Genomic DNA, 20,981 nt, shown 5'->3' on the forward strand with positions numbered 1-20,981 from the left:
CCGACGCGGAATGCGTGCCGGCCGGGTACCGCGGTGGAGATCCGGATGGGGGAGCGGCGCCGGGGTGCGGGGTGCTGCGGCGGGTCGGCTGCGGTGTCGGCGCCGGTGGTGGTGGGCGGTGTCGAGGTCACAGGGCCACCAGCTTCCGGCGGCGCACCAGGGCGATGAAGAACGGGGCACCGATGAGGGCGAGCACGATCCCGACCTGCAGTTCGCCGGGCCGCACGACGATGCGGCCGAGCACGTCGGCGAGCACGAGCAGCACCCCGCCGAGGAGCCCGGCGTAGGGGAGCAGCCACCGGTAGTCCGGTCCGGTGATCGCGCGAGCGATGTGCGGGACGATCAGGCCGACGAAGGCGATCGGGCCGCAGGCTGCGGTGGCGGCGCCGGTGAGGATGGTGATGGCGACGATGCCGACGACGCGGGTGAGCACGACGTTGGTGCCGAGCGAGCGGGCCACGTCGTCGCCGAGGCTGAGCGCGTTGAGCGCGGGTGTCCCGGCGATCGCGATGACCAGGCCGAGGATCAGGAACGGCAGGACCTGCCAGAGCACGTCCATGCCGCGTCCGGCGACGGACCCGACCACCCAGAACCGGTAGCCGTCGAGGCTGGTCTGGTCGAGCAGCACGATGGTCTGGATCATCGCCTGCAGGAAGAAGGCGACGGCGGCGCCGGCGAGGGCCAGGCTCAGGGGGCTCGAGCGGCCGTTGCCGATGGAGGCGAACCCGAACACGACGATGCTCGAGAGCATCGAACCGGCGAACGCGAACCACAGGTATTGGGCGGGAGTGGTCACGCCGAACAGATAGATGGCGAGCACGACCATGAACGCGGCGCCGGCGTTGATGCCGAGCAGTCCGGCGTCGGCGAGGGGGTTGCGGGTGTGGCCCTGGATGAGGGCACCGGCGACGCCGAGCGCGATGCCGACGATCAGCGCCAGCAGGGTGCGGGGGATGCGCAGCGAGTGCACGATCAGGTCGGTTTCGGTGCCGTCGTTGACGGCTATCGCGTGGTACACCTCGGCGAAGGACATCGGCCGCGCGCCGACGGCGACACTGGCGAACACGACGAGCACGAGCAGGACCGCGAGCACGGCGAGCCCGAGGAGTCGTCGTCGGCGCATCGCGGGCAGGCTGGTGTCGGCGGGCCGGGGTGCGAAACCGTCGTGGATGGCGGCCTTGACGGTGACGGTTTCGGTACCGCGCCGCAGGAGTGCGGCCCGCGCGCCGGCCGGTGCGGCGGTGACCGCGTCGCGGGTGACCAGGCCGAGCCACTGTTTGCCCAGGCTCTGTCCGGTACGGCCTTCGCGCAGACCACGGTTCCACCACAGCACCGTCGCGGCGATGAGCACGGCGGCGGTCCCGAAGACGAGGCGATCGGCCTGCCCTCCTCCGTAGGCGTCACCGAGGGTGTCGACCACCAAGGCGCCGACGGCGAGCGGCAGAGCGACGAGGGCGAGGTCGAGGAGGTCGGCGGCGATGCGTCGTGCCCGGCTGGGTGGGGCGGTGGGTGATGCCGGTGCGGCGACATCACGGGGGGAAGTGGTCACGTGCGCGGGGTGCTCCTCGGGAGGGATCGCGAGTGGGACTGCGGATCTAGGAGTTAGGTTACGGAATCCTATGTGGCGGCGGGAGGGTGCCCGGTATCGGAACGGGGAGAGGTTGCGCCCGGTCGCCCCGTGGTGACATGGTTAGCCTTACCTAAGAAACATCCCCGTCGATCAGGAGGTCGGATGACGACCCTGCTGCTGCCGTCGCCCGCGGCCACCCCCACCCCCGTCCGCGCATTCGACGACACGCGCCGCCGACTCGAATCACTCACCCCGGGAACGCCGCGCGTGTACGCGGTGGCGTGCGTGGACGAGGAACCGCGGCGACGCTGGTGGTACCTCGGAGGCATGGAGCGCACGCACCGCATCGAGTTGCTCCACACCCGCGCGCTCGAAGACGTCGGGGATTCTCGCATCGCTGCGGAACAGGTTGCCGCGGCGCTCATCCATGCGGTGACCGGACGCGTGCTCGCGCCGTACGTACTGGAAGGCCGCGTGTGGGATTCGGGACTGGACAATCTGTGGCTGCATCAGGACAGCGACGGCTGCATCGACTGGGCGGGCGTCGCCGACGACACGCTGCGGGTCCTTCCGGACGACCGCGCCGCCGAGGCGGACGAAGTGGTGGTGCTGCCGTGCGAGGAGGCGATGGCCGTGTGGACCGCGCATCGGGCGGTCACTGCCCTGACGGCGGTACATAGCGCCGTCTGCCGGTGCGCACCCCTCGGCGGCCGGCGATTCTGGGCGATGGTGGGACGGTCTGTGGTGACCGGTGCGGCGCAACTGCCACTCCTCGGTGGCGGATCCCGGCGGGTCGCCGCGCGCAGGGGGCAGATTCTTCTCGACGCGTTCGTCGCGGCCGGGTATCCGGTCCGAAGTCTTGTGAAATAAGGGCAGGCTTGCCTATAGTGGGGGTGTTCGCGCAGTAACGGACCGCGCCGGAGTCCTGAGGGCTGCAGTGATTCCCGGGTCCAGCCGACGGCGGGTCCCACGAGTCATCGTGGGACCCGCCGTTGTGCGTATTCGAATGTGCGTATATCCAGGGATGGCTGCCGGCGAGACGCACCGCGCACCGAAACACGGAACGTGACCGAAAACCGCGATGCCCTACCATCACTCGGTGGCCACCGGCGCCCGGATCCCCCGGGCGCGGCCTCGCACGCAACGGAGAGACCGCATGACCGATCAGCCCCGGCTCGACCCCACCTCGCTGCACGACCCGGCCGCCGCCACCGCACTCAACGGCACCGGGTTCGGCACCGCCCTCGGCCTCGAATTCCTCGAGATCGGCCCCGACCGGGTGGCGGCGCGCTGGACGGTCACTCCGAACCAGCACCAGCCGTTCGGAATCGTCCACGGTGGCGTGTACTGCGCGGTGATCGAGACGCTCGCGAGCGTGGGTGGCTCCGCGTGGTTCGCCGACCGCGGCACCGTCGTCGGTGTCAACAACAACACCGATTTTCTCCGTGCCACCCGCGAGGGTGTTCTCACCGCGACCGGTACCCCCGTGCATCGCGGCCGCACCCAGCAACTCTGGAAGGTCACCATCTCCGACGAGCAGGATCGCCTCGTCGCTCAGGGCCAGGTGCGACTCGCGAACATCACCGACGCCGCGCATCTCGGCAACTGACCACGCAGCCGGCCGGCCCGGGTACCTGCTCGGGTCGCTCGCGCCGGTTCACGCAGGATCCCGGTAGCGATCCGCAACCCACTGTGCGCGGGTACGTAAACAGGCGCGGAGTTCCGGCGGTGCGAGCGCCTCGGCGCCGGTGCCGAGTTGCCACAGCGCCCACTCCGCGTGCCGGAGGTCTTGAAACGTGACTTCCAAGAGCAACCGGCCCTCGGCTTCGGCTTCCTCGGTGCGGACGGCTTCTGCCATGTCCAGCAGGTCGTCCCGTCGCGCCGGGTCGACTCGTACAGCAACGGTGATGTGGTCTTCGGACAGGAACCGGGCGCAGCGTTCCGCCCAGATGCGTGCCAGGTCGACCCGATCCGGACGCTCCGCCGGTTCCGGCATCTCGTGGGCAGCGAGGATCCGTGAGATCCACAGCGTCCTGTCGGAGCCGGACTCGGTGGCCAGCAGGTAGGCCTTGTCCCGCACCGTGACCAGACCGATCGGGTCCACCGTGCGCCACCGCGGTGCCCGGGCCCCGGAGGCGTAGTGCAGGCGCAGTTTCTGTCCGCCGAGGACTGCATTCCGGACCGCGACCAGGATGGGGCCCGCAACCTCGTCGCCGGCCGTGCGGCGGGAGAGCAGGTCGGTCTCGGGGTCGACGAGCAATCGTCGGGCGGCATTGCTCGCGGCGATCCGGTGGCTTTCGGGGAGTGCATCGACGATTTTCCGCACCGCCGACGCACGAGCGGTTCCGAGTCCGAAAATCTGCCCGCCCTGACCGGAACCGGAAGCGAGCAGAGACAGAGCCTCGTCGTGGTTCAGCCCGGTGAGCTGGGTCCGGAACCCGGGAAGCAACGAGAACCCGCCGTGCCGGCCCCGCTCGGAATACACGGGGACACCCGCGGTGGAGAGCGCCTCGATGTCGCGCAGGACGGTGCGGACCGACACCTCGAGTTCATCGGCGAGGACGTCTGCCGTCAGCCGTCCGCGCTGACGCAGCAGCAGCACCAGAGACACCAACCGGTCGGCCCGCACGAATCGGGACGTTACCGAATACCTGACACAAGGTGTCGTGATTCAGCGGAAGGCTCCATGAGCGACGCCGCGTCGGCGGTGTCGAGGAATCGGGGGACGCGCCCCGCAGGATCCGAATGGAGCCGAAGTGACAATCGAACGAACGGTCCTCAACCCGGTGACGTGGTCGGTGGAGATGGGGTTCAATCAGGGTGAGGTGGTCAGCGGGCACACACGGACGCTGTACTGCTCCGGGCAGACGGCAATGAACGCCGACGGCGCTCCGCAGCACGAGGGAGACATGGCGGCACAGATCGCGTTGAGTCTGGACAATCTCGAGGGCGTGCTTGCCGAAGCGGGCATGTCGCTCTCCGACCTCGTCCGGCTGAACGTCTACACCACCGACGTCGACCTGCTCTTCCAGCACTACGGCGTGCTCGCCTCAGGGCTCGCGGCCGCCCAGGCAGCACCGGCCACCACGATGCTCGGCGTGGTGCGGCTGGCGATACCCGGCCAGATGATCGAACTCGAAGGTACCGCTGTCGCCTGACGCAACCACGGTTCCGCCCGCGCCGGGCACCGACGGTGCGGGCAGCAACCGAGAGGGGTGAGTGCAGATGCCCGATCTGTGGACGATCGGCGTCTACGGCTTCGACGTGACGTCGTTCCTGGAACGTCTGCGCCGAGCAGAAGTGAGCATGCTGCTCGACCTGCGTCAACGCCGCGGGGTCCGCGGACCCGACTACGCCTGGGCGAACTCGCTGCGACTACAGACCTCGCTCGCCGCGATCGGGATCGCATATCGGCATCACCTCGAGCTGGCGCCGACCACCGAGCTGCGGCAGCTTCAGTACGCCGAGGACGCCCGCCAGGGCGTCGGCAAACGCACCCGCCGCGAACTCGCCACCGGGTACGTCAGCCGCTACACCGCCGAGATCCTCGATCCGGCCGACCTCGAGGCGATCGTGTCGGTGCTGCCGAGCACCGGACCAGCCGCATTGTTCTGCGTCGAAGGCGATCCCGAAGCCTGCCATCGTTCCTTGGTCGCGCGGCGGCTCGTCGAGGAGCACGGCTTCACGATCGAGCACCTGCGGCCGTCGTGAGTGCCGCCTCCGGGTCAGACGGGGCCGAGCGCATCCTCGTCCACCCGTGAGTCCTCGGCGGACCAACTGTTCGCCGGTGGATTGTCGAGGTGCCACCGCACCGATTCGGCCACCCGTTGCCGTGGATCACCAGGAGACCAGGCGAGAAGTTTCTCCGCCCGGCTCACCGAGGCAAGGAAGTGCTGCGCCGGTGCTCCCATGATCTCCAGATCGGCGGGCAGTACCGACTCCGGTACCCGTACCGGCTCCAGCGCGGAGCCGGCCGCCTCGATGATCTGTTCCAGCCACGCGATCATCGGCACGGTCGTGGGCTCGCCCAGATTCACTGCCATGCCGTCCGCGGCCCGGGTATCGAGAGCGGCCAGTACGCCCGTGGCAGCGTCGTCGACGTGCACGCGGGTCCACAGCAGGTTTCCGGCGCCGACCGGGATGTGCTGCCGTCCGGCGCGGATACGGCGCAGCACCGGTTCCTCCCGGCGCTGCTGATCGTGTGGTCCGTAGACCATGGGCAGACGCAACACCACGGCGCCTCGGGGGAGCCACCGCTCCTCTACATCGAGCTTGTCGTAGGCGTCCGGCATGCCCGGCCTCCGGCTCCCACGATAGGGATAGCGTTCCCGGCGCAATTCCGAGTCCTCGGTCAGCGGCACCGGAGATTCGCAACGCCCGGAGTTGAAACCTGTGAACGCCTGGTACACGTCCATGCTGGAGAGCACGACAGTCGGTACCTCGGGCAGCACCGGCAGAACGGCCTCGACGTGCTCGGCTGTCAGGGCATAGGTGTCGACGACCGCATCCGGGCCGAAGCGGCGGACATCGTCGGTGTGGCGACCCAGGGTGAGGCGATCGACCCGCAGGTGATCGACCGGAACCCACGGGGACGGTTCGTGGGTGCCGCGATGGACCACGAGCACCTGATCGCCGCGCTCATGGAGTCGTTCCACGACGCGCCGGCCGATGAATGTCGTCCCGCCGAGAACCAGAACCCTCATGTGCTGCCGTCCCTTCGACACTCCTGGTAACCGCCGGAATTCGGAAGCAATTGTGTCGAAGATAGACAGATCGGCGCGCCTCCGCCGACATCCGCGTGAACCCATGGCGGAAAACGCCGGTGGGTCGCGCCCAGAGAAGGTGCGGCCCACCGGCATTCATATCCGCTCGGTGCTGGTGTGCGTCGACGGGTTCGCGAACGACTTTCCGGTCAGCGGGAGAACCGGGTCATGTCAGATCCCCGCCGTGCCGGCGCCCACGGCGGTGGCCACTCGCCGCAACGCCGTGGTGGTCTGCAGCGCCGCGTCCAAGGTGGCCGCCGCCGGAGTGGTGGGGAGGTCCGATACGTTCCCGCCCACCTTGGCGAGAACGGCTCGCGACAGGAGGTAGTTCTGGTCCACAACCTCATCCAGCGTCGGTACCGGCGCGGGACGCGGTATGGCGGCGTGCACCGTGTGCCGGTAGAGATTGACCCGGTACGGCCAGTTGTCACGGGTATCCCACTGGGAGACAAGAACATAGAGTTCGTCCAGCGTGGATCCCGCGAGGACGTACCCGCCGTAGCACTGCGCCAGTGTGTTGTTCGGATCCTGGGGCTCGTCGTCGTGTGGCACGTGACGGACGACGGTCGTGGTCGGAGCATCCCCGATATGGGACGTCGGCCCGTTGCGAAGGCCCTTCACGTTCACCCGGATGTCCGGGGCGGTCTGGGTGTAGGTGAGGAGCCATTGGCCCTGGACCTGGCGCAGATTCATCTCCCGGACCTTCGTTCCCGCCGGGAAGATGTCCGAACACGCCCGGTTCCATCCCCAGTCCGTCCCGTTCCATCCCCAGCCGGACCACTTGGAGCGATCGGCTACTTCGGTGGGGCGGCAGCGGTACAGATGGACGTTGGAGCCGCCGTCCACCAACCACTTGTTGCCCATGATGTAGACCCAGCCGTCGGTGCCCAGGTCCCAGGTGATGCCCATCTGGAATGCGCCCTCGTGATGCCACTCGCGTTGTCCGGCGGGGCCTGCGTGAACCCAGGTCTGGCCGTTGTCGTCGGAATACTGGATCTCCGTCCAGAGGACTTCCGAGAGAGAACGGCAGATCGTCACGAAAAGGTAGATACGGGAGCCGATGACCAGGAGGTCAGACGGCAGGACCGTGGCGAACCCGCCATTGGTCCACGGGGCCCTGTCGTGGGTGTACGGCCACAACTGGCGGGCGTACGAGCCGCCGATGGACCCGTGGAACGTCAGCCCGTTGGCGTATGCCGCCGCAGACGTTTCGTCCGTGAGCAGCATTACCGGCGACCGCCAGCCTGGACCGCCGACGCCGGCCTGGTCGAAGGTGTCACCCAGGACGACAGCCTGGCGTCCGTTGGGGAGGGTGCGGGCTATGCCCAGGTCCGTACCGCCGACGCCGAACTGGGTCGACGAGGTGTTCGGCCCGGTGACCGGCCCGATCTTGGTGCTCGTTCCGGGAACTGCGTTCTGTAGCGAGGGAGACGGGATCGGCTCCGCTATCGCGCCCGGCGACAGTGTGACCGCAGGAAAACTGCCCGATGAAGGTTGCACAGAAGTTGCTTCTCGCATGGTGGGTGCCTCAATTCGGTGACCGAATGGATGGGGAACCCCGACTCAGAAGATGTCGCAGGGACGTGGGTCTGCGTTAACACGTCCGGGCGTCGAGACCGACCCGACGCAATTCCGACACCGTGCTGTGTCCTCCCTCGCCGTGCCGAACGCCCGGTTTCGTAATACCGGTGCGGCGGAGTCCCTTTCGTCCTCGGTGCCTGTACCCCGGGACTGGCGCGCGGAAGGCCTGCTCCATCCGGGCCGCCTCGACGAGTTCAGCGACGAGGAAGAGCGTGTCGGTGCCTCCTGCAACGATCGGTGAATGAGACCTGCGGTTCGCTCCGTCCACGACGTGTCTCCACCATCGACCCACTCGACGACCTCGAGCGCGCGCACATCGCGGATTCGCTCGCCTGGATCGGAACCACTTCTGACATCTTTCGCCGTATCAAGCCGGCGACGCCACCACGTCACCTGGTGTCCTACTCGGTCGTCGTGGACCCGCCCGAGAGCGTGTTTCTCGTCGACCACATCAAATCCGGGTTGCACCTCCCCACCGGCGGACATGTCGAGCCCGGCGAACACTCTCTTGCTGCAACCAGGCGGGGGACACGGGAAGAACTCGGTATCGACGCCGAGTTCACGATCACCGGGACCGACCCACTATTCCTCACGGTCACGGAAACCGTCGGCCCTGACACCCATGTCGATGTCAGCCTCTGGTTCGTCGTCGCCGCGCGCCCGGACACCCGGTTCACCCTCGATCCCAGCGAGTTTCGCGGTGGGCGGTGGTGGACGGTGAGCGAAATACGGGAGAGCGACCCCCGCCGGTTCGATCCGCACTTCTTGCGATTCATCGACAAGTGGCGTTGCTGCGCCCCGGGCTAGATCTGACGTCCGCGCCACGTACTCCCGTCCGGAGTGAACCTCCGATCATGGCCTCGCACAACAAGATGCGGAGCCGATGAGGTGTCGGCGAGAACACTGCCGGATACGCGGTTTTCCGGGGCCGGCACCGAGCAACCTCGATTCGGCTGTCGCATCCACCTGGCTACCACCCTGCGGCGCTCAACATCCGCTCAGTCGTCAGCTGAGGAAAACTGCCCCGTGGTCGCGACTGTCCTTTCGTGTACGCCGGAGCGTGCCCGCCGCAGGTCGACCGTGGAGTTTGCCGAGGCCGTTCTTGGGAGCCGACCAAGATAGCATCGGGGCGGGAACTAGGTCAGGACTGGAGATGCCTCGCAACAGACGTCCGCAGGATCGGGAAGAGAAGCGTGCGGAGATCGTGGTAGCTGCCTGGCGGTTGTTCGTCGAAGAAGGGTACGACGCGGCATCGATGACGCGCATCGCTCGTGACGCCGGGGTCGTGTCGAACACGCTGTACTGGTACTTCCAGGACAAGGACTCGATATTGATCGCGGTCCTGGATGCGGTCCTGGCCGACTCGATGGCCGCCTACAGCGAAATGCTGGGATCGGGGCTGGCTGACCGGCTGTTGTGGCTGGTGGGCGAATTGGAGCAGCTGGGGCGGTTGGTGAGCACGGTGCACACGCGCGCCGAGAAGTCCGCGTCTGTTCAGGAATGGCACGAGCAGTTCCACGTGCTGGCCGAGGGATTGTTCCGGGCAGAGCTGATCGAGCTCGGCGTGCCCGCTGACGAAGTCGATCCGCTGGTCGCGATCGGCGTTTTCGTTGTCGAGGGCTTGCTGATGCATCCGACGGATCAGGCGCAGCGGCGCGCGGTGATCGAGACGTTGCTGAACAGCGCTCGCAGTCTTGCCGCAGCCGCCGGCTGAGCACCTCGCCTACGCACGTTCACGAGCGCGGGGTGACCTACTGTTTGGTGCGTGCGGTGTCGTCGAATTGTTCTTCCAGGAAATTGAGTTGGTCACGCACGGCGCATTCGAAGTGTTCGCCGACGTAGATATCGAAGTGGTCGCACGGGTAGGCATGGACCTGCACGTGCGCCAGGCCCTGTGCGTGCCGCTTCGTGGTCTTTGCGGGCGCGGCCGCGTCGTTGTCGCACACGCACAGCAGCGTCGGAGTGCTCGAGCGAGCCAGCGCGCGACCGGGCCGATCGAGCGGAAGGCGCAGCACCAGCCGTGCGGCAAGGGCGTTGGCGGCCTCGAATTCACCGTCCGGGCCGCGCAGTGCACCCCATATGCTGTCGCGGCCGGCACCGGTTTCGGCTTCTTCCCCACCGTCGATCTCGGTCAGCTCGATGTTCTTCGACAACTGGGCCCGCACGGATGGCAGCCGTGTCAACAATGAGCTGGTGCGGCGCGAGAGTCGGGTTCCCGCGGGCAGGAGCGCGGAAGCGCCGGCGAGGGCGTCGGGTGAGGCCACGAACGCGGGCATCCAGGACGTCCCCGCCATCGGCAGCAGGATCGGCTTCGCGCCGAACCACGATCCGATCGTGTCGAGGATGCCCGCCCCTGTCAGCGCTATCGCGCTCAGTGGGCCGGTCCGGAGGCGCGAGCGCAACGACGCCGGACCGTCGGTGAAGGGGCACTGAGCTACGACTGCCGCGATGCGGGTGTCTTCGGAGGCGACCTGGATGACATGTCCGCCTCCGAAGGAGCTGCCCCACAGGGCGAACGCGAGGCCGAGGCCGCTCACTGCGGGGGTGCGGGCACCCGTCGACTCACAGCAAGCAGGCGGACCATCCCAACAGGTGTCCCTCGTCAGACTGGTTGCAGTCGAATTCGACGTGCGGATGCCGGATTCGGTAGACCGCCCACAACGCTTCCCAGATCCGCGATTACTTCCTCGACCGTCAGTTGTGATCCTCAGCAACAGAGCGCAGTTGCCCCATCACCGGGCGCGGAGCAAAACCGGACTCCCGAATCTCGAGTGCACAGGAACGCCGTGTCCAGGGAACATCTGCATCCGGACATCGCTGAACGCGGACTACGCGGCTGCAGCGGCATCAGTCGATTCGGCATCGGTTCTGGCCTGCGGGCTCACGAAAGCATATTTGCACACCGTCGCCGCCAGTCATCACAGCGAACCACGCCCCGCGGATCCGATCGACGTTGCTGCAGGAGACACGGGTAGCACACTGCAACGTGATGAGCTGTCGACCCCCGAGCCCGGCGTACGATCCCAACCATGGCGGTGATCGCGGTCGAGCACCTGGTCAAAACGTTCGGGTCGACCCGCGCGCTCGACGGTCTCGACCTGACCGTGGAGCCAGGGGAGATCCACGGGTTCCTCGGCCCCAACGGCGCAGGCAAATCGACGGCCATCCGGGTGCTGCTCGGCCTACTGCGCGCCGACTCGGGACAAGTCCGGTTGCTGGACGGTGATCCGTGGCGCGACTCGGTGTCGCTGCACCGGCGTCTCGCCTACGTGCCCGGCGACGTGAATCTGTGGCCCACCCTCACCGGCGGGGAGGCGATCGACCTGCTCGCCGGGTTGCGGGGCGGACTGGACGAGACCCGTCGCGCGGAGCTTCTCGACCGCTTCGAACTCGACCCGACGAAGAAGGCCCGCACCTACTCCAAGGGCAACCGTCAGAAAGTCGCGCTGGTCGCCGCGTTCGCCTCGGATGTCGAGTTGTTCATCCTCGACGAGCCCACGTCGGGTCTTGACCCGCTGATGGAATCGGTGTTCCAGGACTGCCTCGGTGAGATGTCCGACGCGGGGAAGACGGTGCTGTTGTCGAGCCACCTGCTCGCCGAAGTCGAAGCGGTGTGCGACCGGGTCAGCATCATCCGGGAGGGCCGCGCCGTCGAGACCGGCACGCTCACCGAACTGCGGCACCTCACCCGCACGTCGATCACCGCCGAAACCACCCGCCCCGTCACCGGACTGGCCGAACTGGCCGGAGTACACGATGTCCGCATCGGCGGGGTGCACGCCCGTTGCGAGGTCGACACCACCGCACTCGACGCGGTGCTGCGGCACCTGCTGACCTTCGGAATCATCTCGCTGACCTCCACGCCGCCGACCCTCGAGGAACTGTTCCTGCGTCATTACGGCGACGAACGGGTGCGCGAAACCGAACGCCACCGCCGCGCCGAATCCGGTGCGGCCCCACGATGACCACCGCGGCCGCCCCTGCACCACCGGCAACCATGCGTGCCGAACGCTTCGCCGGCACCGGCCGACTCGTACGGCTCGCGCTGCGCCGCGACCGGATCCGGCTCCCGGTGTGGCTGCTCGCCCTCACCGCGTTGCTGGCCGTCTCGGCATCGAGCGTGGCCGGGCTGTACACCACCACCGCCGAGCTACGCGCGTTCGCGACCGCGTCGGCGGCGTCCCCCGTCGGGCTGGCTACCAACGGTCTGGTATCCGGCTACAGCACGGGAGCGGTACTCGCCAGCCAGATCGTCATGCCGCTGGCGCTGGCCGCCGGGTTGATGACCATTCTGCTGGTGGTGCGGCACACCCGCCAGAACGAGGAAACCGGCTCCGCCGAACTGATCGGCGCCGCGGTCGTCGGCCGGCAGGCGCTGCTCGCCGCCGCGGTGCTCGTCGCCGTCGGTGCCAACCTGGTTCTCGGTGTCCTCAGTGTGCTCGTGCTGGTGGTGCAGGGATTGCCGGTCGTCGGGTCGGTGGCACTGGGGGCAGCGGTCGCGTTCGCCGGCCTCGCCTTCGGCGCAGTGGCCGCGGTCGCTGCCCAGATCACCGACGGCGCCCGTACCGCCAACGGTATCGCCGGTGCGGCCCTCGGTGTGGCGTTCCTGCTGCGGGCGGTCGGGGACATGACCGGGACGGTCACCGGGGACGGCACCCGGGTGGAGGCCGGTTGGCCCAGTTCGCTCTCGCCGATCGGGTGGGCCGAGCAGGTCCGGCCCTACGACGACAATGCCTGGTGGGTTCTGCTGCTGCCGGTCGTGTTCTCCCTGGCCTGCGGGGCGGCCGCTGTCGCGCTCACCGGACGCCGGGACATCGGGTCCGGGCTCGTCCCGAGCCGCCCCGGCCCCGCTCGCGCATCTCGCGGACTACCGACAGCGCTCGGATCCGCATGGCGGATCCAGCGCACGATCTGGTTCTGGTGGGCATTCGGGATCGTCATCCTGTCCCTGGTGTACGGGGCGATCGCCGACCAGATCGAAGACCTCCTCGGCGACGGCGAGCAAGGCGGCGACATTCTCACCGACCTCGGCGGCGGTGTCACCGACCTGGTCGGCGCCTACTTCGCGGCGATCCTCGCGCTGATCGCGATCGCGGTCGCGGGTTACGCCGTGCAGGCGCTGCTGCGGATGCGCGGGGAGGAAACCGCCGGCCGACTCGAACCGGTCCTGGCCACCGCCTTGTCGCGGCCCCGGTGGATGCTCGCGCACGTCGGTCTCCTCACCGCAGGAATCGCGGCCCTGCAAGTGCTCACCGGAGCGGCGATGGGCCTGGCGTACGGCGTGATCATCGGAGACGTGTCCGGACAGGTTGTGCGGCTGACCGGGGCGGCGCTGGTGTTCGTGCCCGCGATCCTGGTGGTCGCGGGCGCCGTGGTCTTCTTCGTCGGGGGCGTGCCCACGTGGTCGATCGCGTTGTCGTGGGCGGTGCTCGCCGTGTGCCTCGTGATCGGGCTGTTCGGACCCCTCTTCGGCGTGCCCGAGTCCGTCCGCGACGTGTCACCGTTCACCCACATCCCCGCCGTCCCGGCCGTCGAGGTGACGAGCGGACCGCTGGTCGTCCTCACCGTGATTGCGATCGCGCTCTGTGCGGCCGGGGTGATGCTGTTCCGCCGCCGCGATCTCACCATGTCGTGACCACCCGCAAGCGCATCCGACACGACGTGGCCCAGGTCAGCATGCGAGGTCAGGAGTCGGACAGCACCGCAGTGGCACGCTCGGTGCGGCGGTAGCGGGCCAGAGTCAGACCGCCCAGCACGACGGCGACGACACCCAGGACCACGGCGAAGACGGCGCCGACGGCACCGTTGCCGGTGTTGGGACCACCGGCGGCGTTCGCGCCGTGCATCCCACCGACGAGCATGCCGATCGCTCCCGTCGCCAACGCGACGACGATCCACGAGAGGCCGGGAGGCGGGCCGGAGCGGCGGGAGCGCCTCAGCGCGACCGCGCCGGCGACGACACCGACCAGCGCGAGCAGGGCCGCGGTGGTGGGCACCGTCCGGCCGACACCGAGTTCGTACCCGGCGGCAATGACGGAGGTGGCGGATACCTCGAAGACAGACATGACGATCCTTTCGGCCGGACGGAGCGCGGGTGCTCTTTGCGCGTCCCGGTCTCCGTCGCAGATGGGGCACCTTCGATCGTCGTGCCCCGAACCCGGCGCGTCATGGGCCGACGGGCGGCGACCACTACGACATTCGGCGTACGCCGCGCGCACCGATCCGCAACCACCGACGTAGGCGACCGCGCCCCAGACCCCGGGTGCTCCGGGCGCGCGAAACCTATGATCACTGCATGCAGGATCGCGCTGCGTCGTTCCGCCTGCCTGCCCGCGTTCAGGACCTGCTGTTGGCGCTGTTCGTCACCGTGATGCAGGTCCAGGGCACCGTGGTGCGCAACAGCGGGCAACCCGAAGTCGTTCTGCGTCCCCTGTCCGACCTCGGCAACCTCGGTTACATCCTGTTGATCGTCTCCGGCGCGGCTCTCGTGGTGCGCCGTCGTCATCCGATCGCGGTGTTCGCCGTCGCCGCGCTCACCAGCGTCGTCTACTACGGTCTCGATTTCCCGGACGGTCCCGGCTGGCTCGCACTGTTCGTCGCCCTCTACACCCTCACCGCGTACGGCGACGGGCATCGCTCGCTGCAACTGGCCGCCGGGGGCATCGTCGTCCTGGCCGTGGTGTGGTTGGCAGCCGCCGCCGGCATCGAACCGCCGGCCGCGGTCGGCTGGGTCTACTTCCGCATCGGTGCCTCCGTGATGAGCGCGGCGCTCGGGGAGAGTGTGCGCGCGAGAAAACACCTCGCGGCGCAGGCGCTCGAACGTGCGGCCCTCGCCGAACGCGCCCGCGACGAGGAGGCCCGCGCACGGGTGGACGCGGAACGGCTTCGGATCGCCCGCGAGGTGCACGACACGGTGGCGCACGCCATCGCCGTCATCAACATCCAATCCGGTGTCACCGCACATGTTCTCGACAAGCGACCCGAACACGTCCGCGAGAGCCTCGAAGCCATCGAACACACCAGCGCGCAAGCTTTGGCGGAGATGCGGGCGATCCTGGACGTCCTGCGGGACGAGAGACCCGGGGACGGCGGGGAAGCAGACGACCGCGACTCCGGGGCGCCGCGCGCGGCCGTAGCGCAACTCGACGACCTCGCCGCGATGGCCCGTGAGGCGGGCCTCGACGTCACCCTCGACGCGCCCGAACCCCCGCGCCCGATGCCCGCGACGGTCGGTAACGCGGTGTACCGGATCGTGCAGGAGTCGATCACCAACGTCATCCGGCACGTCGGCGCGACCCGCGTGACGATCACGTTGCAGTACGGCCCCGGCACCGTGGAGGTGCGCGTCATCGACGAAGGCGGGAGTGCACCGTCGCCCAGCACGCGCCCGCCGGGCGACGGTCAGGACGACAAGAACAGGGCAGGTCACGGTCTCACCGGGATGCGGGAGCGCTGTCAGCTTCTCGGCGGGCATCTCGACGCGGGCCCGCTCCCGGAGGGCGGTTTCGCCGTCACCGCCCGGTTGCCGGTCGCACCGACGGAAGCGACGACGGTATGAGCGGGGGGACCGGTACCTCGGACGGCGGCACCTCGGAGGCCGAGGCGCCGATCCGGGTGCTGCTCGCCGACGACGAACAACTCGTCCGGTCGGGGTTCCGGCTCCTGCTCGACACCGAGGACGGAATAACGGTGGTCGGGGAGGCCACCACCGGCACCGATGCGGTCACGCAGGCCTACGCGCTGCGCCCGGATGTCGTGCTCATGGACATCCGCATGCCACACCTGGACGGCATCGACGCCACCCGGCAGATCGCCGGGGCTCCCGGCCTCGCCGATGTACGCATCCTCATTCTGACGACCTACGACACCGACGCCTATGTCTTCGAGGCGCTCCAGGCGGGCGCGAGCGGTTTTCTGCTCAAGGACGCCGGCCCAGCCGAACTCCTGCACGCGATCCGCGTGATAGCGGCGGGTGACGCGCTGCTCGCGCCGCGCATCACCCGCCGTCTCATCGGGCAGTTCACCGCCCGCCGGGAGGCCGATCAGGTTGCCGAAGACCAGCTCGATGTCCTTACCGAGCGCGAACGACAAGTCCTGGCACTGGTGGGACAGGGCATGAGCAACCACGAGATCGGCGCTGCACTGTTCCTCAGCCCGGCCACGGCCCGCACCCACGTCAGCCACACCATGGCCAAGCTCGGCGCCCGCGACCGCGCGCAACTCGTCGTTCTCGCCTACCGGACGGGACTCGTCACGCCGTAGGGAATCCCGCAGGAGGGCCGGGTCAGCCCACCTCTCGCTGTGGTTGCGCCTGTGCCACCTGCGCTTGTGCCTGCTCCGCCTCGGCGGTGCGCACCCGTTCCAGCGCAATGCGCGCGAACACCTGCTGTTCGGTTGCCGCCATCTGATTGCGCCCGGTGGAGAAGAACGCCTGAGCCCACGACAGCAGCGTCGACACCTTCGACGAGAACCCCACCAGGTACAGCAGATGCACGAACAACCAGGCGATCCAACCGAGGAACCCGGTGATCTCGAGTTTGCCGACCTTCGCGACCGCGCTGAACCGCGAGATGGTCGCCATGCTGCCCTTGTCGAAGTACCGGAACGGCGGACGTTGCGCCGGATCCTGCCCTTCCACAGTGGCGGCGATCTGCTTGGCCGCGTACTTGCCGCCCTGCATCGCGACCTGCGCGAGACCGGGCAACTTGTCGAGCGACATCATGTCGCCGATGACGAACACGTTCGGATAGCCCGGCAACGTCAGGTCGGGCAGTACCTCGACCCGTCCCGCCCGGTCGATCCCCGCACCGGATTGCTCGGCGAGCTGTTTACCGAGCGGGCTGGCCGCCACGCCGGCCGACCACACCTTGCACTGCGACTCGATGCGCCGCTCGGTGCCGTCCTTCTCCTTGACGGTCAATCCCTCCGCGTCGACGCCGGTCACCATCGCGTTGAGCTGGATCTGCACGCCCAGGCGCTCGAGGGTCTGGCGGGTCTTGCGGCTGAGTTTGCCCCCGTAGACCGGGAGTACGTCCTGGGCGCCGTCGAGCAGCACGACCCGCGCGTCGGTGGAGTCGATGTGCCGGAAGGCGTCGCGGAGGGTGCGCCGCGACAGTTCGGCGATCTGCCCGGCCAGTTCCACCCCCGTCGGACCGGCGCCCACGACCACGAAGGTGAGCAGTCGTGCTCGTTCCTCCGGATCGTTCGACAACTCCGCCTGCTCGAATGCCCCGAGGATCCGGCCGCGCAATTCGAGTGCGTCGTCGATCGTTTTCATTCCCGGAGCGAACTCCGCGAAGTGATCGTTGCCGAAGTACGACTGCCCGGCGCCGGCAGCCACGACGAGACTGTCGAACGGGGTCACGGTGCGCCGCTCGAGGAGTTGCGAGGTCACGGTCTTGTTCTCGAGATCGATGGTCTCGACCTCACCGAGCAGCACCTGCGCGTTCTTCTGCTTGCGCAACACCATGCGCGTTGCCGGTGCGATATCGCCCACCGACAGGATGCCTGTGGCCACCTGGTAGAGCAGCGGCTGGAACAGATGATGGGTGGTGCGCCCGATCAACGTGACATCGACGTCGGCCTTCTTGAGGGCTTGGGTGCTGAACAACCCACCGAACCCGGATCCGATGACGACGACACGATGACGAGACTCACCCGACTGGACACTCATGCATGCTCCTTCACTGTTCTCGGCAGGGCCAGTGATGTGGGTACCCCCACGGAGGGCCGCCGACGCGGGTGGGACAGCATCCAGTCTTGCAGTTGCCACGCGGCAGCACAGGACGATCGCGCCCAGGACTCGGCGCGTCAGTGCGGGCCGGACGCCGCGTCGCCGAGCAGGCCGTACACCGGGTTGTGCTGCGCGGCGTGCCGGACCGCGTCTCCGGTCGCCGATGTGTAGATCTGCACCGTCTGCAACGACCGATGTCCGAGCAACTGCTGCAACTCCACCATGGTGGCGCCGCTGTCGGCGAGACTCGTCGCGAACGTGTGCCGCAGCGCGTGCGCGAGTGCTCCGCGTTTGCGTTCGGATTCGATGCCGGCGCGCCGGTAGATACGGCGCACCCTGTACTGCAGGGTGCCGCGGGTGATGCGGTGCCCGTCGCTGCCGACGAACAACGGGTCGGTGCCCGGGTACTGCTCCCAGACCGCCAGGCCGTCGCGTTCACCGCGGACCTGCCGGCGCGCGGGGAAGCGCGCATAGCGTTCCTCGAGGTAACCCGAGACGATCGCCGTCCAACTGTTCTCGAGCGGAATCTCACGTTCGATGGCCCCTTTGCCGAGCACCCGCAGTACCGGGGAGGCGACACCGCCGAGAATGCTGCCGACATCGAGCCGGATCAACTCGTCGGACCGGATGCCGGTGAGCAACAGCGTTGCGATCAGCGCGAGGTCGCGCTGCGGCCAGTCCCGCGCCGATTCCGCGGGCCTCTGCGCCTCGACGGTGACGGTCTCGACGAGCTGATTGATTGCAGTGGGGGAGAAGGACTTCGGGGTGTGCTGTGGTTTCTTCGGCTGGGTGATCGACGCCATCGGGTTGCCTTCCGACACCCCTTCGGACACCAGGAAGTTGCAGAAGTTGTTCCACACCGACCACGCGCGGCGTACCGACGCGGGCTGACGCTCGGCCGCGAACCCGGCGAACGCGGATCGCATCGCCCGGATGGAGATGTCGTCGAGAGACAATTCTTCGACGGGTAGACCCCGCACCTGCGCGAGATGCGCGCACACCCCGTGCAGATCCAACCGGTACGCCTTGAAGGTGTGTGGGGAGCGTTTCGCCGTCTGCAACGTTTCCAGGTACGACGCGACCCACTCGAGCAGACCCGGAACGTCCCGGCTCGTCATTCCCACGACCTCCTTCGGTCACCCTGTCGTACGCATGTGCGATCCCAGTGTGACAGGAGGGGGTGACGTGACTTGTGGGCGCCGAGGACAGCGCGCATCCGGCCGACACCCGAGCGCTTCACACTCGTGGAGTGGCGGAGTCCTTGTTTCCGTCGCGAAACTTCCCGGACGCGGTGGTTCCGCCGTCGAAGACGGACTGTTCGATCACGATCGGCGCCACCGAGATCGGACTCCGGTCGACGTCGGGGACCTCGTGGTCGTCCGCCGTGGCAGCACGTGTCGGCGTGTGACGTCCGTAGGCGATCAGCACGACGGCGACCAGCACCGCGAAGACGATGGCGTACGCGCATTGGAACAGCGTGCGCACCGGTTCGCCCGGAATCATGAAGGTCCCGATCGCGACGACACCGTCCGGGTACGAGCGATACCACGCGCACAGCGGCGCCGCCGCGACGACGGGAAGCAGATAACCCCACCATCGTCCCCAGCGTGCGGCCTGGTCCAGGCACACCACCAGCAGCGGCACCACCCACACCCAGTGGTGTCCCCACGAGAACGGAGACACCATCGGCGCGGTCAGCCCGCACACCGTCAGGCTCATCAACACCCGGCCGTGCCGATACGCCGCCCGGGCAGCCCACAATCCGACGATGCCGACCGCCGCGGCGCAGAGCAGCCACAGCCAGGTGGGTGGTTCCCCTCCGGGCAGCGCCCGCGCCAGCATCCCGCGCACCGACTGGTTCGCTGGCGACGACACCAAGCCGATCCGGTCGGACCGGATGATCGCCGAGGTCCAGAACTGCCACGCATCGGTGAAGATCAACACGAACCCGACCGCGATCGTCGCGGCGAACGTCACCGACGCGACCACGGCGGCACGCCACTGCCGCACCACCACCAGGTAAGCGATGAAGAACGCCGGGGTGAGTTTGAGACCCGCGGCCAGCCCGACACCCAGACCGCGCAGACGGCTCTGTTCCGAACGGGACAGATCCCAGAGCACCAGCACCAGCAGAACCAGGTTGATCTGCCCGAGCCACAGTGTCATGCGCACCGGTTCGATCCAGGTGAGCGCGACTGCCGAGGCGACGCTGACGATCCGCATCCGCACCGAGTCCTCGTAGCCGAGTGCGCGCCAACTCAGCCGCACCGCCAGATACAGCAGCACCAGATTCACGAGGTTCACCGCGAGCGCGGTCCCCGGAACGGACAGCAGCGACAAGGGCACGAACATCAATGCCGCGAACGGCGGGTACGTGAAGGGCAACGACTCGAACAGAACGAAGGAATACAGCGGCTCAGGGCTCCGCGCCGTCATGCCGCCGTGCCGGTACACCAGCGCATCGACCCCGTTGCCGAACAACCCGTAGTAGTCGGTGAACCCGAGTAACCGGTCGTGCGCAAGGAAGGCTGCCCCAGCAACGACCACGGCGACCACCGGCCACCACGTCGGCACTCTCGATTCCGATTTCTCTACATCACCTCTGTCCGTACTCCCCATGCCTCCGAACCTAGGGGGCACCGCAGGCCAGGTTGGGTACCGACACAGCAGGGAAGGGGAGGTGTTTCCGGTATCACCGGCCCGGCCTACCGAGAGTCCCCACGGCGGCGCGTGGTCGCGACCCGACGGAAATGCGTCAGTCGCCGCGCACCGGCAACCGCCGTGGCCCCGGACCTTCCTTGGCCAGCACGTCGCCCGGGTTCGCCAGCGGACAGACCTTCAGACTCAGGCATCCACACCCGATGCATCCCGCGAAATCGTCCCGCAATTCGGTCAACGCGTCGATACGGCGGGTCAGCTCGTCGTGCCACAGCGCGGACATCCGTGCCCAATCCTCTGTGGTCGGTACGCGACTGTCCGGCAACGAATCCAGTGCTGCCTTGATGTCTTCGAGCGACACCCCGACACCCTGAGCGATCCGGATGAACGCCACCCGCCGCAGCGTGTCTCGGCGGTACCGGCGCTGGTTTCCCGTCGTCCGGCGACTGTCGATGAGCCCTCGCGACTCGTAATAATGCAACGCCGACACAGCTACACCCGAGCGCGCGGCCAACTCGCCGGGGGTGAGCCAGACGGCAGGGGACATCGGGACCCTTCCAGTACTCGGATGACGTGCGGGGCGATCTGCGGTGCACAGTACCCAAATATGAGGCGGGACGGCAGCGCTCGGCTGACACGCCAACGGCGCACCTGCGGCGATGTCAGGGGAGCGGGT

Annotated in this window: 20 protein-coding genes; 10 read left to right on the forward strand and 10 right to left on the reverse strand. The window is 68.1% G+C overall.

From position 1 onward, the window contains the following. Positions 1 to 127: 127 nt before the first annotated feature. Positions 128 to 1,549: a FecCD family ABC transporter permease gene (locus AC0B44_RS12385; RefSeq protein ID WP_471903179.1), complete on the reverse strand. Its 1,422-nt coding sequence runs from the start codon at positions 1,547 to 1,549 to the stop codon at positions 128 to 130. 183 nt (positions 1,550 to 1,732) lie between these two features. Here AC0B44_RS12385 and AC0B44_RS12390 point away from each other — a divergent pair, with 183 nt between their 5' ends. Both AC0B44_RS12390 and AC0B44_RS12395 read left to right on the forward strand, forming a co-directional pair. After that, complete coding sequence (locus tag AC0B44_RS12390) at positions 1,733 to 2,440, forward strand: hypothetical protein (RefSeq protein WP_471903180.1); 708 nt, start codon at positions 1,733 to 1,735, stop codon at positions 2,438 to 2,440. A gap of 286 nt (positions 2,441 to 2,726) precedes the next feature. Continuing rightward, a complete protein-coding gene (locus tag AC0B44_RS12395; RefSeq protein ID WP_471903181.1) occupies positions 2,727 to 3,179 on the forward strand; it encodes a PaaI family thioesterase in 453 nt (150 codons plus the stop codon). Positions 3,180 to 3,227: 48 nt separating this feature from the next. Here the strand turns inward: AC0B44_RS12395 and AC0B44_RS12400 are convergent, their stop codons facing one another. Next, on the reverse strand, positions 3,228 to 4,199 hold the full coding sequence (locus AC0B44_RS12400) for a helix-turn-helix transcriptional regulator (RefSeq protein WP_471903182.1): 972 nt from the start codon (positions 4,197 to 4,199) through the stop codon (positions 3,228 to 3,230). Positions 4,200 to 4,332: 133 nt separating this feature from the next. On the opposite strand from AC0B44_RS12400, the gene AC0B44_RS12405 reads away from it, so the two are divergent. Then, positions 4,333 to 4,728, forward strand: coding sequence for a RidA family protein (locus tag AC0B44_RS12405; RefSeq protein ID WP_471903254.1), 396 nt, complete (start codon positions 4,333 to 4,335; stop codon positions 4,726 to 4,728). A gap of 67 nt (positions 4,729 to 4,795) precedes the next feature. Then, positions 4,796 to 5,281: a DUF488 domain-containing protein gene (locus tag AC0B44_RS12410; RefSeq protein ID WP_471903183.1), complete on the forward strand. Its 486-nt coding sequence runs from the start codon at positions 4,796 to 4,798 to the stop codon at positions 5,279 to 5,281. Positions 5,282 to 5,295: 14 nt separating this feature from the next. Here the strand turns inward: AC0B44_RS12410 and AC0B44_RS12415 are convergent, their stop codons facing one another. Both AC0B44_RS12415 and AC0B44_RS12420 read right to left on the reverse strand, forming a co-directional pair. After that, positions 5,296 to 6,273 (reverse strand): NAD-dependent epimerase/dehydratase family protein, encoded by a 978-nt coding sequence (locus AC0B44_RS12415; RefSeq protein ID WP_471903184.1) that lies wholly within the window; start codon positions 6,271 to 6,273, stop codon positions 5,296 to 5,298. Between the two features lie 231 nt (positions 6,274 to 6,504). Next, entirely contained in the window at positions 6,505 to 7,833 is a 1,329-nt protein-coding gene (locus AC0B44_RS12420) for a DUF4185 domain-containing protein (RefSeq protein ID WP_471903185.1), read from the reverse strand. Between the two features lie 318 nt (positions 7,834 to 8,151). Here AC0B44_RS12420 and AC0B44_RS12425 point away from each other — a divergent pair, with 318 nt between their 5' ends. Both AC0B44_RS12425 and AC0B44_RS12430 read left to right on the forward strand, forming a co-directional pair. Then, positions 8,152 to 8,721: an NUDIX domain-containing protein gene (locus AC0B44_RS12425; RefSeq protein WP_471903186.1), complete on the forward strand. Its 570-nt coding sequence runs from the start codon at positions 8,152 to 8,154 to the stop codon at positions 8,719 to 8,721. Positions 8,722 to 9,067: 346 nt separating this feature from the next. Beyond that, a complete protein-coding gene (locus tag AC0B44_RS12430) occupies positions 9,068 to 9,628 on the forward strand; it encodes a TetR/AcrR family transcriptional regulator (RefSeq protein WP_471903187.1) in 561 nt (186 codons plus the stop codon). A gap of 37 nt (positions 9,629 to 9,665) precedes the next feature. Here the strand turns inward: AC0B44_RS12430 and AC0B44_RS12435 are convergent, their stop codons facing one another. Then, complete coding sequence (locus tag AC0B44_RS12435) at positions 9,666 to 10,451, reverse strand: alpha/beta hydrolase (RefSeq protein ID WP_471903188.1); 786 nt, start codon at positions 10,449 to 10,451, stop codon at positions 9,666 to 9,668. A gap of 492 nt (positions 10,452 to 10,943) precedes the next feature. Between AC0B44_RS12435 and AC0B44_RS12440 the strand changes: the two genes are divergently transcribed. Together AC0B44_RS12440 and AC0B44_RS12445 are read left to right on the forward strand one after the other, a co-directional pair. Continuing rightward, on the forward strand, positions 10,944 to 11,879 hold the full coding sequence (locus tag AC0B44_RS12440; RefSeq protein ID WP_471903189.1) for an ABC transporter ATP-binding protein: 936 nt from the start codon (positions 10,944 to 10,946) through the stop codon (positions 11,877 to 11,879). Next, positions 11,876 to 13,549, forward strand: coding sequence for an ABC transporter permease (locus tag AC0B44_RS12445; RefSeq protein ID WP_471903190.1), 1,674 nt, complete (start codon positions 11,876 to 11,878; stop codon positions 13,547 to 13,549). The genes AC0B44_RS12440 and AC0B44_RS12445 overlap by 4 nt, the downstream gene beginning before the upstream one ends. 49 nt (positions 13,550 to 13,598) lie before the next feature. On the opposite strand, the gene AC0B44_RS12450 is transcribed toward AC0B44_RS12445, so the two are convergent. Continuing rightward, a complete protein-coding gene (locus AC0B44_RS12450) occupies positions 13,599 to 13,979 on the reverse strand; it encodes a DUF6223 family protein (RefSeq protein ID WP_471903191.1) in 381 nt (126 codons plus the stop codon). Between the two features lie 230 nt (positions 13,980 to 14,209). On the opposite strand from AC0B44_RS12450, the gene AC0B44_RS12455 reads away from it, so the two are divergent. Continuing rightward, positions 14,210 to 15,472 (forward strand): sensor histidine kinase, encoded by a 1,263-nt coding sequence (locus AC0B44_RS12455; RefSeq protein ID WP_471903192.1) that lies wholly within the window; start codon positions 14,210 to 14,212, stop codon positions 15,470 to 15,472. Next, complete coding sequence (locus AC0B44_RS12460) at positions 15,469 to 16,176, forward strand: response regulator (protein ID WP_471903193.1); 708 nt, start codon at positions 15,469 to 15,471, stop codon at positions 16,174 to 16,176. Before AC0B44_RS12455 ends, AC0B44_RS12460 begins: the two co-directional genes overlap by 4 nt. A gap of 22 nt (positions 16,177 to 16,198) precedes the next feature. On the opposite strand, the gene AC0B44_RS12465 is transcribed toward AC0B44_RS12460, so the two are convergent. The 4 genes from AC0B44_RS12465 to soxR form a co-directional block, all read right to left on the reverse strand. Beyond that, on the reverse strand, positions 16,199 to 17,587 hold the full coding sequence (locus AC0B44_RS12465) for an NAD(P)/FAD-dependent oxidoreductase (RefSeq protein WP_471903194.1): 1,389 nt from the start codon (positions 17,585 to 17,587) through the stop codon (positions 16,199 to 16,201). 137 nt (positions 17,588 to 17,724) lie between these two features. After that, positions 17,725 to 18,765 carry a tyrosine-type recombinase/integrase gene (locus AC0B44_RS12470; RefSeq protein WP_471903195.1) on the reverse strand — a complete coding sequence of 347 codons (1,041 nt, stop codon included), beginning with the start codon at positions 18,763 to 18,765 and terminating at the stop codon, positions 17,725 to 17,727. Positions 18,766 to 18,883: 118 nt separating this feature from the next. Continuing rightward, a complete protein-coding gene (locus AC0B44_RS12475) occupies positions 18,884 to 20,221 on the reverse strand; it encodes a glycosyltransferase 87 family protein (RefSeq protein WP_471903196.1) in 1,338 nt (445 codons plus the stop codon). A gap of 181 nt (positions 20,222 to 20,402) precedes the next feature. Next, the gene (soxR, locus tag AC0B44_RS12480; RefSeq protein WP_471903197.1) at positions 20,403 to 20,852 is read right to left on the reverse strand and encodes a redox-sensitive transcriptional activator SoxR; all 450 of its coding nucleotides are present in this window, start codon (positions 20,850 to 20,852) and stop codon (positions 20,403 to 20,405) included. Positions 20,853 to 20,981 lie beyond the last annotated feature (129 nt).

It is taken from the genome of Rhodococcus sp. NPDC019050 (genome assembly GCF_055664235.1).